This is a genomic window from Stenotrophomonas sp. GW821-FHT02D01 (genome assembly GCF_059421765.1).
On record NZ_JBWKVP010000002.1, the window covers coordinates 390530 to 407860 of the forward strand.

Here is a 17331-nt window from a genome sequence, read left to right on the forward strand (position 1 = left end):
GCGTTGTTACGCGGCTTGACCTTGCAACCAGACCATCTTGGCGCGCAGTTCCTTGCCTACCTTCTCGATCGGGTGCTCCAGGTCGGCCTGCTTGAACTTGTTGTAGTTCGGCAGGCCCGCTTCGTACTCGGCCACCCAGTTCTTGGTGAAGGTGCCGTCCTGGATGTCCTTCAGCACTTCCTTCATGCGCGCCTTGGTACCGGCGTCGATCACCCGCGGGCCGCTGACGTAGTCGCCGTACTGCGCGGTCTCGGAGATGAACTCCAGCATCCGCGAGATGCCGCCTTCGTAGAACAGGTCGACGATCAGCTTCAGTTCGTGCAGCACTTCGTAGTAGGCGATTTCCGGCTGGTAACCGGCTTCCACCAGCGTTTCGAAGCCAGCCTGCACCAGTGCCGAAGCGCCGCCGCACAGCACTGCCTGCTCGCCGAACAGATCGGTTTCGGTTTCTTCCTTAAAGGTGGTCTGGATCAGGTTGGCGCGCGCACCACCCAGGCCGGCCGCATAGGCGAGCGCGTACTCGGCGGCCTTGCCGCTCTTGTCCTGGTAGACCGCCCAGATGCATGGCACACCGCGGCCGATTTCATATTCGCGACGGACCAGTGCACCCGGGCCCTTCGGTGCGACCAGCACGACGTCCAGGTCTTCGCGCGGCTTGATCATGTCGAAGTGCACGTTCAGACCATGCGCGAACAGCAGCACCGCGCCCTGCTTCATGTTCGACGCCAGCACGTCCTCGTACAGCTTCTTCTGCACCATGTCCGGGGTCAGCACCGCGACCAGGTCGGCATCCTTCACCGCATCGGCCGGTGCCTTCACGGTGAAGCCATCGGCCTGTGCCTTGACCTCGGTGGGGCCGCCCGGACGCAGGCCTACCACCACATCGAAGCCGGATTCACGCAGGTTCAGCGCGTGCGCGCGGCCCTGGCTGCCGTAGCCGATGACGGCGATCTTGGTCTGGGGCAGTTCGTTGGTGCTCATGGGGGAGGTTCCTTGCGGGTGGGAAGAAAAAAGACGGCCGGCAGTCGAAGCGACGTACCGGCCGGTCAGGGAAAAGTGGGGAGGGCAGCGCCGCGCATCGCACAGGTACTGCCACCACGAGAGTTCGTGGTGCAGCAGGTCCAGGTTGTGGAGGAGGCGGTGGTCATGGTGGTTGCGTCTGAAACCAGGTCCTGAAATGAAAAAACCCGCACCTGGGCGGGTGCGGGTTTTTGAAGAGTTCCGGTGTGTTTGTTGCTTACACGCTGGCTCGTCCCGCACCTGTTGGTTGGGTAATAAGTACGAGCACAAGAATCGAACGCAGCGAGGCGGCGCCGGTATCGGCGGCTTCGATGTGGGTTCGCGGTGGTGTGTTGTGATGCAACATGTGATCGAGAAAACCACAGCCATTTCCGCTGTGTCAACCCTCGCAGCACTATTCCCGTCAGTTTCCGCTGCATGCAGTGCAATCGCTTGTGGCACAAGGATGGTTGCTGCTGAAAGTGTTTCGGTGAACCCGAATTCACTCTTTCCAATGGGTTTTTTGCGCGGATTCCGGCGATACCAGCTGCGCTCGCCGGGTCGTGCAGCGCCCCGTGTGCCGCGGGAAGTTCCGCGCGCATTGCGATGCGTTCGTGGCAATGGCGCCCGTGGCTCCATGAGGCGCCCCATGACCTATGCCCGATGGCCCCCGGTCGCGGTAGCGGCGAAGATCGGGTCACCACCCCTTCCCTCGGAACCTGACCGTGTCCCGACGTCTTGCCCGTTCCCTGCTGGCTGCTGCCGTGCTGGCTGCCGTGCCCATGCTGTCCCAGGCCGCCGACCGCGTTACCGGCCACACCTTCGCCACCCGTTCGGAGGTGATCGCCCCGCATGCGATGGCCGCCACCTCGCAGCCGCTGGCTACCCAGATCGCGCTGGACGTGATGAAGGCCGGTGGCTCGGCCGTCGATGCCGCCATTGCTGCCAACGCAGCGCTGGGCCTGATGGAGCCCACCGGCAATGGCGTCGGCGGCGACCTGTTCGCCATCGTGTGGGACCCGAAGACGCAGAAGCTCTACGGCTACAACGGCTCGGGCCGCTCGCCGAAGTCGCTCACCCTGGCCGAGTTCCAGCGCCGGGGCCTGAAGGAGATCCCCGCGACCGGTCCGCTGCCGGTATCGGTGCCGGGCGCCGTTGACGGCTGGTTCGCGCTGCACGAGCGCTTCGGCCGCAAGCCGATGGCCGACAACCTGGCCCCGGCCATCCGCTACGCGCGCGACGGTCATCCCGTTGCCGAAGTGATCGCCTATTACTGGGATCGCTCGGTGCCGAAGCTGTCGCAGTATCCGGGTTTCAAGGAACAGTTCACGATCGATGGCCACGCGCCGCGCAAGGGCGAGATGTGGAAGAACCCCAACCTTGCCGACACCCTGCAGAAGATTGCCGACGGCGGCCGTGATGCCTTCTACAAGGGCGACATCGCCCACACCATCGGCGATTACTTCAAGAAGAACGGTGGCTACCTGAGCTACCAGGACATGGCCGACCATCATGGCGAGTGGGTCGAGCCGGTCAGCAGCAACTACCGCGGCTACGACGTGTGGGAGCTGCCGCCCAACAGCCAGGGCATCGCCGCGCTGCAGATCCTCAACGTACTGGAAGGCTACGACTTCTCGAAGATTCCGTTCGGCTCACCCGAGCACGTGCATCTGTTCGTGGAAGCAAAGAAGCTGGCCTTCGCCGATCGTGCGCGCTTCTACGCCGACATGGCGTTCCAGCCTGCACCGGTACAGAAGCTGATTTCCAAGGAGTACGCCGCGCAGCGTCGCGCGCTGATCTCGATGGACAAGGCGCTGAAGGAAGTGCAGCCGGGTACGCCCAAGCAGCTGGAAGAGGGCGACACGATCTACATGACCGTGGCCGATGCCGACGGCATGATGGTGTCACTGATCCAGTCCAACTACCGTGGCATGGGCAGCGGCATGGCCCCGCCGGGGCTGGGTTTCATCCTGCAGGATCGCGGCGAGATGTTCGTGCTGCAGAAGAACCACCCCAACGGTTACGCACCGGGCAAGCGTCCCTTCCAGACCATCATTCCGGCCTTCGTCACCAAGGGCGGCAAGCCTTATGCAAGCTTCGGCGTGATGGGCGGTGCGATGCAGCCGCAGGGGCACGCACAGATCGTGATGAACCTGGTGGACTTCGGCATGAACCTGCAGGAGGCTGGTGATGCCCCCCGAATCCAGCATGAGGGATCGACCGAGCCGACCGGTCAGGCGACGGCGATGACCGATGGTGGCGAGGTCAATCTGGAAACCGGGTTCCCGTACGAGACGGTGCGGGCGCTGATGCGCAAGGGGCACCGGGTGGTGTTCGCCGATGGTCCGTATGGTGGTTATCAGGCGATCCTGCGTGATCCGGAAACGGGCGTGTATTACGGCGCATCGGAGAGCCGCAAGGATGGGCAGGCGGCGGGCTACTGAGGTTTCCCGGCCAACGGGCTGAGCCCCCTCTGCGGTGTTGGCAGCAATGCTGTGGTTGGCCGGGTGGGTAGGTTGCCTGGGGGACGCCGCAAGTACGTCCTTGTAGGCTCGGGCGCGCCATCCATGGCGCTCACGCCCCCAGCCAACCTACCCACCCGGCCACGGACAGTTTCCGTGGCCGCCACCGCAGTAAGAGAAAGAAGAAGATCAAAAGCAAAGGCAGCAGCAACAGCCGCGTGCTGATGGTTGGGGTCGGATCCGTTTTCCTTTGGAAAACGGATCCGACCCCTTCTTGTTTTCCGATACACCTTCATCCACGCATGGCGTGGATCTACTGCCGTCACCGGGAAATTGTCGGGGGCGGGGCGGTGTGGGTGGGCAGGACCGTTGGCGCCATGGATGGCGCCATCGAGCCCCCAGGGATGGGTTTACGGCGTGTCCTGCCCACCCACACCGCCCCGCCCAACCAGCAACAACCCAGAGCCGCCTTGGCTTCGGCCGTTGCCTTTGCCTGAAAAAAGCGGTGCAGCCGCAGGCTGCAAAACACCCTCAATCCTGATCCTGCGCGCGTGCTGCCTCCGCCTGGGTCTCTTCCTGCGCTGCCATCTCGCGTGCGATCCACGCATCGATCATGCGTCGCTGGCGCTGCGCCTGCCGCCGCTCCCGCGTGTACTCCTGGTCCAGGACCCGGTACAGCGACACCATCACCAGCACCATCAGCAGCGCGAACGGCAACGCGGCAATCGTGATCATGCCCTGCAGCGCATCCAGCCCGCCCGCCAGCAGCAATGCCGCCGCAATCAACGCTACCGCGATGCCCCAGGCCAGCTTGCGCTTCAGCGGCGGATCCCCGGCTTCGTCGGTGGACATGCTGGCCAGTACCAGAACCGCCGAATCGGCCGAGGTCACGAAGAAGATCATCAACAGCACCAACGCCACTGCCGACAGCATCAGCGACGCCGGCAGGCTGTCGAACAGGGTGAACAGCACCGTCTCATAGCCATTGCCCAGCGCCTGCACAAGGTCGGCGTGGCCGAAGATCTGCGCCCACAATGCCGTTCCCCCAAACACGGCGAACCAGAAGAAGCCCAGCAGGGTCGGTGCCAACACCACGCCGATCACGAACTCGCGCACGCTGCGGCCGCGCGAGATGCGCGCGATGAAGGAACCCACGAACGGGGCCCACGAAATCCACCAGGCCCAGTAGAAGATCGTCCAGTCGGCCACCCACGTGCTGCCGGAGAACGGTGACATGCGCAGGCTCATGGTCACCAACTGGTTGAGGTAGGAACCCAGCGTGGTGGTGAACGTATCGAAGATGAAGCCAGTCGGCCCCAGCACAAGTACGGTCGCGGCCAGCAATGCAGCCAGTGCCAGGTTGAAGTTGGACAGCCACTTCACGCCGCGCTCCACACCGCTGGCGGTCGAGGCCATGTACAGCACGAAGGCAATGGCGATGATGGTCATCTGCACCGGTACAGTCGCCTGCAGGCCAAATACGCGCTCCACGCCTGCAGCGATCTGGATGGTGCCGAAGCCGAGCGTCGTCGCCACGCCGATCGCCGTGGCGACCACCGCCGCGATGTTGACGACACGGCCGATCCAGCCGCGATGGTGGCGGCCGATGATCGGCTGCAGCATATCGCTGACCAGCCCGCGTCCATTGCGGTTGAACTGGAACCAGGCCATCGCCAGGCCGATCAGTGCATAGATCGCCCACGGATGCAGGCCCCAGTGGAAGAACGCATAGCGCATCGATGCACGCGCGGCATCCATGCTCTGCGGTTCAATTCCTTCCGGTGGCTTGGTGAAGTGTGAGATCGGCTCGGCCGCGCCCCAGAACACCAGGCCGATGCCCATGCCGGCAGCGAACAGCATCGACATCCAGCTGGCGCGCGAGAACTCGGGCTCGGCGTCTTCGCCACCGATGCGCAGGTTGCCGAAGCGGCCGAAGGCCAGGTACATCAGGAACACCAGCGCCAGGAATACCACCAGCAGGTACAGCCAACCGACGCTGCGGATGACATCACCCAGCGCCGCCTGCACGACGGTATTGAAGGGGCCGGGCGCGAGGCCGGCGAGCAGCACCAGGGCAAGCACCAGTGCGATGGAAATGCGAAACACCATGAAGGAGCTTCTCCGATCAAGGGATTGAGGGGAGCGAGCGAAAGCTTGCAGGGAGTGGGCCGGCGAAAGTGTGCGCACCGGACAGGTACCGCTATGGCGGCAGGGAAAGCGCCGCGTGCAATGGTGCGGCGCGCGTGCACGTTACTGAATGCGACGTCACGGTTCTGTTAACGCAGGCGCGGTAGATCCGCGCCCTGCGTGGGCGATCGGCCAGGAGACCGAGTGGTTTCTATGCTCTAATGCCCACCAAGAAGCGGGGGTACCGCGGCCTTGTGGCCACGGTTGAGATAGTCCCTTGGAACCTGATCCGGCTCATACCGGCGTAGGGAAGCTTTGCAATGCAGCCGTACCCGGAACCTGCCCAAGGAGCGCCTTGGTGCCGTCCGGGCGCGGGGGCAGTGCGCCGCCGCTTCGTCCCTGACCTTCCTGGACGATGCCCGATGAACGCACAGCTCTCCGCCCTGCAGCAACAGGCCCAGCAACTCTCCGAGTCCGTGACCCGGCCCATACCCGGCTCGCGCAAGATCCACGTGCCCGGCTCGCGCCCGGATCTGCAGGTGCCGATGCGTGAGATCGCGCTGACCCGCACGCCCACCGTGTTCGGTGGCGAAGAGAACGCACCGGTCACCGTCTACGACACCTCCGGCCCGTACACCGATCCGGACGTGCGCATCGACCTGTCTGCGGGCCTGCCGGCATTGCGGCGTGGCTGGGTGGAGGAGCGCAACGACACCGAACAGCTCGACGGCCTCAGCTCCTCGTTTGGCCGCGCGCGCGAACATGATCCGAAGCTGGACCCGGTGCGCTTCCCCGCGCGCAGCCTGCCACGTCGCGCGCGGGCCGGCGCCAACGTCACCCAGATGCACTATGCGCGCCGCGGCATCATCACCCCGGAAATGGAATTCGTGGCGATCCGCGAAAACCAGCGGCTGGACGCGATCCGCGATGCCGCACTGCTGCAGCAGCATCCTGGCGAGGCATTCGGTGCGTCGATCCAGCAGATCATCACTCCGGAATTCGTGCGCGAGGAAATCGCCCGCGGCCGTGCGGTGCTGCCCAACAACATCAATCACCCGGAAAGCGAGCCGATGATCATCGGCCGCAACTTCCTGACCAAGATCAACGCCAACATCGGCAACAGCGCGGTGTCCTCGGGCATTGCCGAGGAAGTGGAAAAGCTGGTGTGGGCGATCCGCTGGGGCGGTGACACGGTGATGGACCTGTCCACCGGCAAGCACATCCACGAAACGCGCGAATGGATCATCCGCAATTCGCCGGTGGCGATCGGTACGGTGCCGATCTACCAAGCGCTGGAGAAGGTCGATGGCCGCGCCGAAGCGCTGACCTGGGAGATTTTCCGCGACACCCTGATCGAACAGGCAGAGCAGGGCGTGGACTACTTCACCATCCATGCCGGGGTACTGCTGCGCTATGTGCCACTCACTGCCAAGCGGGTTACCGGCATCGTCAGCCGTGGCGGTTCGATCATGGCCAAGTGGTGCCTGGCCCACCACAAGGAAAACTTCCTCTACACGCATTTCGAAGACATCTGCGAAATCATGAAGGCCTATGACGTGACTTTCTCGCTGGGTGACGGCCTGCGTCCCGGCTGCATTGCCGATGCCAACGATGCGGCGCAGTTCGGCGAGCTGGAAACGCTGGGCGAGTTGACGAAGATTGCCTGGAAGCACGACGTGCAGACCATGATCGAAGGCCCCGGCCATGTGCCGATGCAGCTCATCAAGGAGAACATGGAAAAGCAGCTGCGCGAGTGCGGCGAGGCACCGTTCTACACGCTTGGCCCGCTGACCACCGACATCGCGCCGGGCTACGACCACATCACCAGCGCGATCGGTGCGGCGATGATCGGTTGGTTCGGTACCGCCATGCTCTGCTATGTCACGCCGAAGGAGCATCTGGGCCTGCCCAACCGCCAGGACGTGCGCGACGGCATCATGGCGTATCGCATCGCCGCCCATGCTGCTGATCTGGCCAAGGGGCATCCGGGGGCGCAGGTGCGCGACAACGCGCTGAGCAAGGCACGCTTCGAGTTCCGCTGGGAAGACCAGTTCCACCTCGGCCTGGACCCGGAGAAGGCCAAGGAATTCCACGACGAGACCCTGCCCAAGGACGCGCACAAGCTGGCCCACTTCTGTTCGATGTGCGGCCCGCATTTCTGCTCGATGAAGATCACCCAGGACGTGCGCGAGTACGCAGAGAAGGGCATGCAGGAGAAGTCCGAACAGTTCCGTGCAGCCGGCGCCGAGGTGTACCAGCAGGGCTGATCGCAGAGGGGCAGTGCCGGGTCATGCCCGGCACCGTCCAGTCCCCCATCTCACAGCCTTGCCGTTATCCTCGCCCCAACGTTCCCTGGGGATAAGGAACCATGCCCATTGCCGTAACTACCCGCTGGCTGGCCATCGCCCGCCGTCACCCCTCTGCCTGGCTGCTCGGAGCACAGCTGCTGTCGGTACTGCTGTACCCGGCGTTGGACGAAACTGCTGCCGGGCGCGCGGCAGTGGGCGTATTCGGCATGGCCCTGCTCGGCCTGGCACTGTGGGTGGTGCAGCGCAGCCCGCTGGGGACATGGCTGGCGTTGGTGCTGGCCATCCCGGCGGTGGTGTTTTCCCTATCCGCGGCACTGCTGGACCGGCCTGCACTGGGCATCACCGCGCAGCTGCTGGAAAGCCTGCTGTATTTCTACACCGCCGGAGCGCTGATCGCTTACATGCTGCAGGACCACAAAGTGACGCGCGACGAGCTGTTCGCCGCCGGTGCCACGTTCACTCTGCTGGCATGGGCATTCGCTTTTACCTTTGCCGTATGTCAGCAGTGGTATCCGGGCAGTTTCCAGGGCGCCAGTGGCGGCGCGCAGCGCACATGGATGGAGCTGCTTTATCTGAGCTTCAGCTTATTGTCCGGGGTAGGTCTCAGCGACGTCGTGCCACTGCATCCGCAGGCCCGCGCGCTGGTAATGCTGGAGCAGTTTTCCGGCGTCATGTACGTAGCGCTGGTGGTTTCGCGGCTGGTTGGCCTGACCATGCTGAAACGCTTCTGAAAATGAACGCCAGATAAAAATATCGCGCCCAAAAGGGCGCGAATGATGATGCGTATTATGTGAATGCGTCGGCGAGAGAGAGCCTGATGTCGACCACGCGATAGGCGAGGTAACCCGCATAGGCTAATATCCGGAGGCTTCGTTTTTTTTGCGGTATGCGCCGATGCTTTGTGCGGAATCTGGCTTCTTGCTGTGCCAAGGATGGGAAGGGATCGATGGTGAACAGTGTTTGCGGCCTGTTTCAGCCCCATAGCAACGAATGATCAACAGCGAAATCCAGTCGCCTGAATCCGACCGCGTCCGCGTCGGTGAGTGCATCGTTACTTTGTCCTCGCGTGAGGTCGAAGTCGCCGGTGCCCGCCGTACACGCCGTTTGACGCCCAAGGCGCTGGGCGTGCTGCGCATGTTGATGCGGCAGCCGGGGCGGGTGGTGACCCGTGACGAGCTGTTCGCCGAAGTGTGGCCGGACACGCTGCCGACCAACGATGTGCTGACCCAGGCTGTTACCCAGCTGCGCAAGGCGTTCAGCGTCGACGACGACAATGGCCAGGCGTACATCGAGACCATTGCCAAGACCGGCTACCGCCTGCTGGTGCCGGTGCAGCCGTTGCCGGACCACGAGACCGATGCGATGGCTGTTGCAGAGGAATCGTCCGCACCGCAGTCGCCTGCGCCGAACGCCGTGGCCCCCGCAGCCGCGCCCGTGGTTGAACGCGGGAGCCGCCGCTGGCGCCGTCTGCGCCGTCGCCTGCTGCTGGCGCTGGGCGTGGTGATGCTGCTTGCGCTGGTGGTGTTGAGCGTACTGCTGCTGCGCCGCCCGGCGCCGGTGAATTCTCCGGTGGATGCGGCAGTGGAGAACGGCACGCGGGTGATCGGAAGTCCGGAGCGACCGTATCGATTGATTACCGCCACGGCCGGTTTTGAGACCTATCCCACACTTTCGCCTGACGGATCGCAGGTCGCCTATGAGGGTGCCAACGATGATGGCACGGGCGGCAACGCCATCAAGGTGCAGACCTCCGGCAATGCCCCCGCGCGCCAACTGCTATCGCCACCGGCAGGTGCCAGCGACCGCTTTCCGAACTGGTCGCCCGATGGCCGCGAAATCGCCTTCGCCCGCTTTGGTGCCGATGCCAGCTGCCAGGTGCTGATCGCCAGCGCCACCGGCGGCGCCGTGCGCCAGGCCACGCGCTGCGACGGCACCGAGCTGCTCAGTTTCGACTGGACGCCCGATGGTCGTGGTCTGGTCTTCGGCAGCATGGTCGGTCGCTATGCCCATCGCGGCATCCGCGTGCTCGATCTGGCCACCGGCCAATGGCGTGCGCTGGAGTACGCTGTCGACGAGGATGATTTCGACTACGCCCCGCGCTATTCCCCGGATGGCCGATGGCTGGTGTTTGTCCGCAACCCTCAGCTGGGCGACCTGTGGCGGATGCCTGCCAGCGGCGGCACGCCCGAGCAGTTGACCACCGAATCGGCCGAACTGCGTGGTTGGGCGTGGCTGGGCGACGGTCGGCATATCGTGTTCGGTCGCCGCGTGGACAGCGAAGCACGCCTGTACTACCTCGACGTCGAGCGCCGCACGTTGCGCGACGCTGGGCTCGACGATGCGCAGTGGCCGGCAGTGTCCCGCCGCGGCGACATGCTGGCGTTCGTGCATCGGCGCGCGCAGTTCGGGATGTTCAGGATGCCCGCGCAGGGCGGTGCCGGTGAGCGCCTGTTCGCCTCCAGTGGCCGCGACGGGCAACCGATGGTGGCACCGGATGGGCGGCAACTGGTGTTCAGTTCCGATCGTTCCGGCAGCTTCGCCCTGTGGTGGGCCGACATGCAGCGGCCGGAGTCGCTGCGGCCGATCGAGGGGCTGAAGCCCGAGGCACGGCAGGCGCCCGACTGGTCGGCCGACAGCCGGCATCTGCTGGTGGTGGGCCGCGATGAGCATGGCGAAGCGGTTGTCTACGAGATCGCACCGCGCGATGAACAACTGCATCGCCTTCCGGTTCCCGCCGAGCAGCCATTGCAGGCGTTGTACGGCGCAGACGCGGAGCAGCTGCTGGTGGTTGAACGTGATGCCGACCAGCACACCCGCTTGAGCCTGTTCGACCGCAGCGCGCAGCCATGGCGTCGGTTGGCCAGCCTGGAAGGCGTATCGCAGGCGCGCTTCGACCGCAGTACCGGGCGGGTGCTTTTCACCCGGCTGGCAGCCGGTGGGCTGTGGTCGGTGGACGCAGCGTTGACCCCTGTCAGCGTGCAGCAGGTCAGTGAGGACCGGCCCAGCCGTTGGCGCTACCGGACCTGGACGGTGGCCGGCAACGGCAGCATCGACTACCTCGGCAGCAGTGCCAGCTGTGGCACGACCTTGGTCCGTATCCAGTCCGGACGCGAAGAAGCCGAGCGTTGCCTGGACGCCCAGCGGCTGAGCGCGGGCAATGGACTGAGCGCCAGTGCCGACGGAAACAGCCTGTACCTGGCCCTGGCCATCAGCGATGGTGCCGACATCGGTGTGATGCGATTGCCCGAACAACCGCCCGCACTGTTCCCGGCATTCTCCAAATTATTGATCTTGAACGAGAAAGGGCCTTCGTAATTTCTTCGTGACGATCTCGCCGCGAATTCGTGGCGATCTCGGCAGTCTTTCCTGACGCGCTGTCACCTCATTTGGCAAAACGGAGGCCTGTACTTGGCAAATCCGTGGTGCCCCTATGCGTCAACTCTCGCTGGCTGATCGTGGCCAAACCGTATCCCTGGACAAGGCGATCGACGATGTCGCGCCGACCTGCATGGGGGTTGCCCGCCTCGGCAGCCTGCAGACCGCCGGCACCAGTTTCAGCGTCTGGATGCAGGTGCGCGGCACCTCGTGGGTGGAAGCCAAGGAAGGGCGGTTCCGGCTGCGCCAGGGCGAGTGGATCGCGTTCGAGAAGGAGTCCAGGCCACTGGTCCAGGCCGGACGCAACGGCTTGTGCGTGGGCATGAACCTGAACGTGGAAGCGCTGCGCGTGCTGACCGAAATGGCCGACTGCGGCCTGTACGCCGGTCGTGGCCAGATGAACCGCGCTGATGCGCGGGTGGCATTGCGCCTGTGGCGGGACGCCCTCGCCAGCGGGCAGCCGGCGCAGGCACTACGTCCGTTGCTGCTGCATCTGGCCGGTCTGCAGCGCAGCCTGGCCGACAACGTACAGCGTTGCCCGGGCCGCTCGCGCAGCCGCAAGCGCCAGGTGTTCGGTCGCATGCAGCGTGCGCGCCTGTATCTGGAAGGCAACAGCCACCGTGTGGTGCGCATCGGCGAACTGGCCGAGCTGACCAACTTCTCCAGCTGGTATCTCTCCAAGACGTTCCAGAGCCTGTACGAGGAAAGCCCGCAGTCGCTTTCGGCACGGTTGCGTCTCGAGCGCGCAGCCGATCTGCTGCGCGACACCGACATGATGGTCGGCGAGGTCGCTGCCGCCAGCGGTTTCGACAACTGCTGCAGCTTCGCGCGCGCCTTCCGCGCCCGCTACGGCCAGTCCGCCTCGCGCTTCCGCGAGAACGACGGACAGCTTCCGCCACACTCCGCAAAGTCTCCGGTTGTGTCGCGCAAATACAGCGCTGCAACGCAATCGTAACGTGCTACGGCGTTTTAACACGCTACTAACACGTACCTTGGAGAGATTGATGAACGTTCGTATTCCCGCAGTGCGGCTCGGCTTGCTGCCGGCCGGCATTGCGCTTGCCTTGGCACCGTCCTTCGCTTCGGCGCAGGACGCAGCTGCCGGCGGCACGACCGACCTGGACCGCATTTCGGTCACCGGTTCGCGCATCCGCCAGGCGAGCATGGAAACCGCGCAGCCGGTGATCGCGCTGCAGCGCGCCGACATTGAAAAGCAGGGCTTCACCAGCGTTGCCGACATCGTGCAGAACCTGTCGGCAACCGGTTCTCCGGCAATCAGCCGCGCCGACGCCCTGACCTCGGGCGAAGAAGTCGGCGGCCAGTACGTCGACCTGCGCAACCTCGGCCCGGAGCGCACCCTGGTGCTGCTGGACGGCAAGCGCATGGGCACCAGCACCGGCGGCTACACCGACCTGGCCTCGATCCCGACCTCGGTCGTGGAACGCATCGAAGTGCTGACCGACGGTGCATCGGCCATCTATGGTTCCGACGCCATCGCCGGCGTGGTCAACATCATCACCCGCAAGAACTTCGACGGCCTGGAAGCCAGCGTCTACGGTGGCCAGTACGGCCAGGGCGACGGCCAGAAGCAGGTCTACAACTTCGTCTACGGCCAGACCGGTGAGCGCGGTTCGATCACCTTCGGCGCCGAATACAGCAAGGAAGATGAGGTCCAGGCCAAGGATCGTTCCTTCAGCCGCTACCCGAATGGCCGCTTCCACCCGTTCCCGACCGACGACGATGCCAATGGCTGGTCGCCGGCTTCCAACCATGGCGTGCTGATCGACGACATGGGTACCCCGAAGGACGCCAACGACGATATCTGGTACACCCGTGCCAATACCGGTGCCGGCAACGGCATGGGCGACTTCCGTGAGTTCGGCACCGCCGACTACACCAATGCCAGCCAGGAAATGTGGCTGCAGAACAAGCTGACCCGTCGCTCGGTCTTTGCCAACGGCAACTACGACCTGACCGACAACATCCGCGCCACCGCGAACGTGCTGTACACCAAGCGCACCGCGACCTCGCAGATTGCCGGCTACCCGTACCAGTCCGAGGTCTACGGCACCCCGCTGTCGGCCGACAGCATCTACAACCCGCTGGGCAAGGACGCGAACTTCATCCGTCGCACCTCCGAATTCCCGCGCCAGACCGAATCCGAGCAGGAAACCTTCCGCTTCTCGGCCGGCCTGGAGGGTTCGTTCGAGTTCGCTGACAAGTTCTGGGATTGGGACGTGGGCTACGTCTACAACCAGAACAAGGGCGTCAAGACCGGCACCGGCAACCTGTTCATTCCGAACGTGCAGAACGCCGTCGGTCCGTCCTTCATGGACGGCGACGTTGCCCGTTGCGGCACCCCGGGCAAGGTGATCGCTGGTTGCACCCCGTGGAACCCGCTCGCACCGTACGGCTCCACCGGCAACGGTTCGCTGGCTGACCCGGCACTGCAGGCCTACCTGTTCCTGCCGAGCCACGACACCTACACCAACACCACCAAGGCTTACAGCGCCAACATCTCCGGCTCGCTGTTCACGCTGCCGGCCGGTGACCTGGCCATCGCCGCCGGTTACGAGCACCGCCAGGAAAGCGGTGAGTACAACCCGGATGCACTGCTGCAGTCGGGCCTGAGCACCGACCTGGCCGGCGCGCCGACCAAGGGCAGCTACAAGCTCGACGAGTTCTACGTCGAACTGAACGTGCCGGTGCTGGCCGACATGCCGTTCGCCAAGGAACTGTCGCTCGACATGGCCGGTCGCTATTCGGACTACAACACCTTCGGCGACACCATCAACAGCAAGTTCGGCCTGAAGTGGAAGCCGATCGACGACCTGCTGGTGCGTGCGACCTATTCGACGGGCTTCCGCGCGCCGAACATCGCCAACATGTACGGCGGCACCTCGCAGACCTTCGACGCCTACACCGATCCGTGCGACAGCAGCTTCGGTTCGGCTTCGCGCAACCCGTCGGTTGCCGCGGCCTGCGGCGCACGTGGCGTTCCGGCGAACTTCCGCCAGATCACCTCCGGTGGCGCACAGTCGACCGGCCCGGGCACCCAGTCCTACAGCGCCTTCGAGTCGGGTTCCAACCCGGAACTGCAGCCGGAAACCTCCAAGACCTGGACTGCTGGCCTGGTCTACAGCCCGAACTTCGTGCAGGGCCTGGACGTCAGCCTGGACTGGTGGAAGATCCGCATCGACAACGTGATCGCCGCCGAGTCGGTGACCTCGATCCTCAACCAGTGCTACGTACTGGGCGTGGCGTCGGCGTGTGACCGCTTCAGCCGCGGTACCGAAGGCCGCACCGTCAACCAGGTGGTCGACGTTACCCGTACCCTGATCAACGGTGGTTACCAGGAAACCGCAGGTTACGACCTGGGCATCAAGTACCGCCTGCCGGAGTTCTCCTTCGGCAAGATCGTGGTTGACTGGAAGACCACCTACGTCGATTACCTCGAGTACAAGCGCGACAACGAAGCCGAGACTCCGGTCGAGCAGCACACCAGCTGGGCAACCGGCGACTGGGGTGCGAACTTCCGCGTCCGTTCGAACCTGAATGTCGATTGGAGCCTGGGCAACCTGGGCGTCAACTGGGCCGTGCGTTACTACTCGAGCATGAAGGAGCCGTGCTCCTACGACACCGAGTGCAACCTGCCTGACTTCAACTCGGCCTACACCCTGGGCCAGCCGACCCGCAAGGTCGGTTCGAACACCTTCCACGATGTGCAGGTGCGTTACACCCTGCCGTGGCAGGCCACGGTCTCGGTCGGTGCCAACAACGTGTTCAACCACGAAGGCCCGGTCATGTACAGCCAGCCGAACTCGAGCTTCTCGTACTACGGTGGCTTCGACATCGGTCGTTACTACTACATGAAGTACACCCAGCGCTTCTGATCCATCGAAGCGTGACAGCAGAAAGGGGAGGGCGGGCCGCAAGGTCCGCCCTTCTTGTTTGTGCGGTCGGGCAACGCGGCTGTCCACGCCGTGCGATGGCGCACCTACGGTCCCTTGCGATTGATTCATGCCCCGCGTGGACGAACCCCCGGTCACCAGAGGGTGATCCACGCCCCGCGCCGCCGAATCTCCGGTCGCTTCCAGTAGATCCACGCCATGCGTGGATGAATCTTCCGGCACAACGAAAAAGGGCAGGCCACCCGGCCTGCCCCCATTCGCTTTACGCTCGTCCGCCGCTACGCCTCAGGCATCGCTGGGCACCAGCCCCATCAGGCTGTTGGCGTGCTCGCGCCACTGCGGCAGCTTGTTCAGCACACCGGCGCGCTGCAGATACTCTTCATCCACGGGGTCACCGTTGACCAGCGCCAGTGCCACGTGCACCGCACCGGTCACCCAGAAGCTGCGGGTGTTGGCGCGCTGCGGCTGCAGATGGAACGCCACTGCCTCGATGATCGGCATCGGCAGCCCCCACAGGCCCAGCAGATAGGCGCCGGCTTCGGCATGCCCGGGGCGATCATCATCGGCCGGCTCCGGTTCGCTGCGCTCGTTGCGTACGCCCGGCAGCAGCAGGCCGATGTCGGCCAGCAGGGCGGCGGTGGCACCGAGTTCGGCGCTGGAGTCGGGCAGCAGGCGTGCGGCCAATCGCGAGGCCATCAAGGCGCGCTGCTGCAGCGAATTGCGTTCGGCGCCGGACAAGGTCGGTGCGGAGAACACCTCGCTGGCCAGCACCAGGTCGCGCAGCGTGGCCAGGCCCAGCCGGGTCACGGCGGTGCGCAGGTCGGCGATGGTGCGGCCCTGGCTGAAGAACGCCGAATTGGAAAGCTGCAGCACCTTGGCCGCGATCGCCGGATCGGCGGCGACCAGCTTGGCGACATCGGCGCTGTCGGCGTCGTCGTCATGTTCCAGTGCCTGGGTCAGGCTCAGGTACAGGTGCGGCGGCGAGGGCAGCTTCTCGATGCGGCCGATGGCGTCGCGCAGGCGTGGGCTGTCCAGCACTTCGCGCAGCTCTTCCAGGCTGGTCAATGCCTCCAGCAGCACTTCCGGTGCCAACGGCAATGGCAGGAAGCGATGGGCGACCCCGATCAGGCGTGCCGGCGGCGGCCGGTTGCCATGCTGTGCATCGACCAGTGCGATGCGGATGGTCTCCGGGCGCAAGGTGCGGATCTGTCCCAGCAACGTGGTCGCGTTGAGATCGGGCAACTGTGGGCAGACGATCACCGCGTCCACGCCCTGGGTGGCGACCGCGGTCATCGCGGCATGGCCATCGGTGGCGGTCAACGGCTGCCAGTCTTCCCCAAGATCGGCAATGAATTCGGTCAGCTCAGCCGGCAGGCTGGCTGTATCCCCAACAAGCAGAATACGCACGACACATTCCCCTGGCTGTCTCGACGGTTGATGTCGAAGACGTGTGAAGTGACGCAATTTACCTAATACGGCGGCAAAGGTGATGTGCCGCCGTCATGAAACGTGACCCGCATCGCTCCGACGCCGTGCGCCGGAGCAATGCTGTTCAGTCTCAGGCCTTGCTGTCGAGGTGGCGCTGGTGCGCCTCGATCAGGATCTGCTTGGCCTCGGCCGCGCCGCCCCAACCGTCCAGCTTGACCCACTTGCCCTTCTCCAGGTCCTTGTAGTGCTCGAAGAAGTGACCGATGCGCTCCAGCCAGTGGCTGGACACCTGGGCGATGTCCTCGACGTGGGCATAGCCGCTGAAGATCTTCGAAACCGGCACGGCCAGGATCTTCTCGTCGCTGCCTGCCTCATCGCTCATCTTCAGCACGCCGACCGGACGGCAGCGCACCACCGAACCCGGGACCAGCGGCAGCGGCAGCACCACCAGCACGTCGGCCGGATCGCCGTCGCCGCACAGGGTGCTCGGCACGTAGCCGTAGTTGCAGGGGTAGCGCATCGGGGTGGAAAGGATGCGGTCGACGAAGATCGCGCCGGTTTCCTTGTCCACTTCGTACTTCACCGGCTCGGAATCCTTCGGGATCTCGATGATGACGTTGATTTCTTCCGGCGGGTTCTTGCCGGGCGAGACGAGTTCCAGACCCATGGTGTGCTCCAGGTGGGGGATGTAGACGGATAGCTCTCCATTTTATGCCTTTG

10 protein-coding genes and 1 riboswitch are annotated in these 17331 nt (G+C 64.5%); of the genes, 6 read left to right on the top strand and 4 right to left on the bottom strand.

Annotated elements, in window-relative coordinates:
* Positions 1–6: 6 nt before the first annotated feature.
* Entirely contained in the window at positions 7–981 is a 975-nt protein-coding gene (ilvC, locus tag AC07UW_RS06625) for a ketol-acid reductoisomerase (RefSeq protein ID WP_025874152.1), read from the bottom strand.
* 800 nt (positions 982–1781) lie between these two features.
* On the opposite strand from ilvC, the gene ggt reads away from it, so the two are divergent.
* The gene (gene ggt / locus AC07UW_RS06630; protein WP_495211749.1) at positions 1782–3443 is read left to right on the top strand and encodes a gamma-glutamyltransferase; all 1662 of its coding nucleotides are present in this window, start codon (positions 1782–1784) and stop codon (positions 3441–3443) included.
* 549 nt (positions 3444–3992) lie between these two features.
* Here the strand turns inward: ggt and AC07UW_RS06635 are convergent.
* Positions 3993–5570, bottom strand: a complete 1578-nt coding sequence (locus AC07UW_RS06635; RefSeq protein WP_223496468.1) for a BCCT family transporter — start codon at positions 5568–5570, stop codon at positions 3993–3995.
* Between the two features lie 245 nt (positions 5571–5815).
* Positions 5816–5917, top strand: a riboswitch (TPP riboswitch).
* A gap of 93 nt (positions 5918–6010) precedes the next feature.
* Here AC07UW_RS06635 and thiC point away from each other — a divergent pair.
* From thiC to AC07UW_RS06660, 5 genes are all read left to right on the top strand, one after another.
* Positions 6011–7855 (top strand): phosphomethylpyrimidine synthase ThiC, encoded by a 1845-nt coding sequence (gene thiC, locus AC07UW_RS06640; protein WP_336031997.1) that lies wholly within the window; start codon positions 6011–6013, stop codon positions 7853–7855.
* 101 nt (positions 7856–7956) lie between these two features.
* The gene (locus AC07UW_RS06645) at positions 7957–8628 is read left to right on the top strand and encodes an ion channel (protein ID WP_495211684.1); all 672 of its coding nucleotides are present in this window, start codon (positions 7957–7959) and stop codon (positions 8626–8628) included.
* A 259-nt stretch (positions 8629–8887) separates the two neighbouring features.
* Positions 8888–11212, top strand: coding sequence for a winged helix-turn-helix domain-containing protein (locus AC07UW_RS06650; RefSeq protein WP_495211685.1), 2325 nt, complete (start codon positions 8888–8890; stop codon positions 11210–11212).
* Between the two features lie 115 nt (positions 11213–11327).
* The gene (locus tag AC07UW_RS06655) at positions 11328–12227 is read left to right on the top strand and encodes a helix-turn-helix transcriptional regulator (protein ID WP_025874158.1); all 900 of its coding nucleotides are present in this window, start codon (positions 11328–11330) and stop codon (positions 12225–12227) included.
* A gap of 49 nt (positions 12228–12276) precedes the next feature.
* Positions 12277–15165: a TonB-dependent receptor gene (locus AC07UW_RS06660; protein WP_495211686.1), complete on the top strand. Its 2889-nt coding sequence runs from the start codon at positions 12277–12279 to the stop codon at positions 15163–15165.
* Between the two features lie 303 nt (positions 15166–15468).
* Here AC07UW_RS06660 and AC07UW_RS06665 read toward each other — a convergent pair whose 3' ends face one another.
* Entirely contained in the window at positions 15469–16590 is a 1122-nt protein-coding gene (locus tag AC07UW_RS06665; protein ID WP_312786317.1) for an HDOD domain-containing protein, read from the bottom strand.
* Positions 16591–16741: 151 nt separating this feature from the next.
* Positions 16742–17278, bottom strand: coding sequence for an inorganic diphosphatase (gene ppa / locus AC07UW_RS06670; protein ID WP_005410935.1), 537 nt, complete (start codon positions 17276–17278; stop codon positions 16742–16744).
* Positions 17279–17331 lie beyond the last annotated feature (53 nt).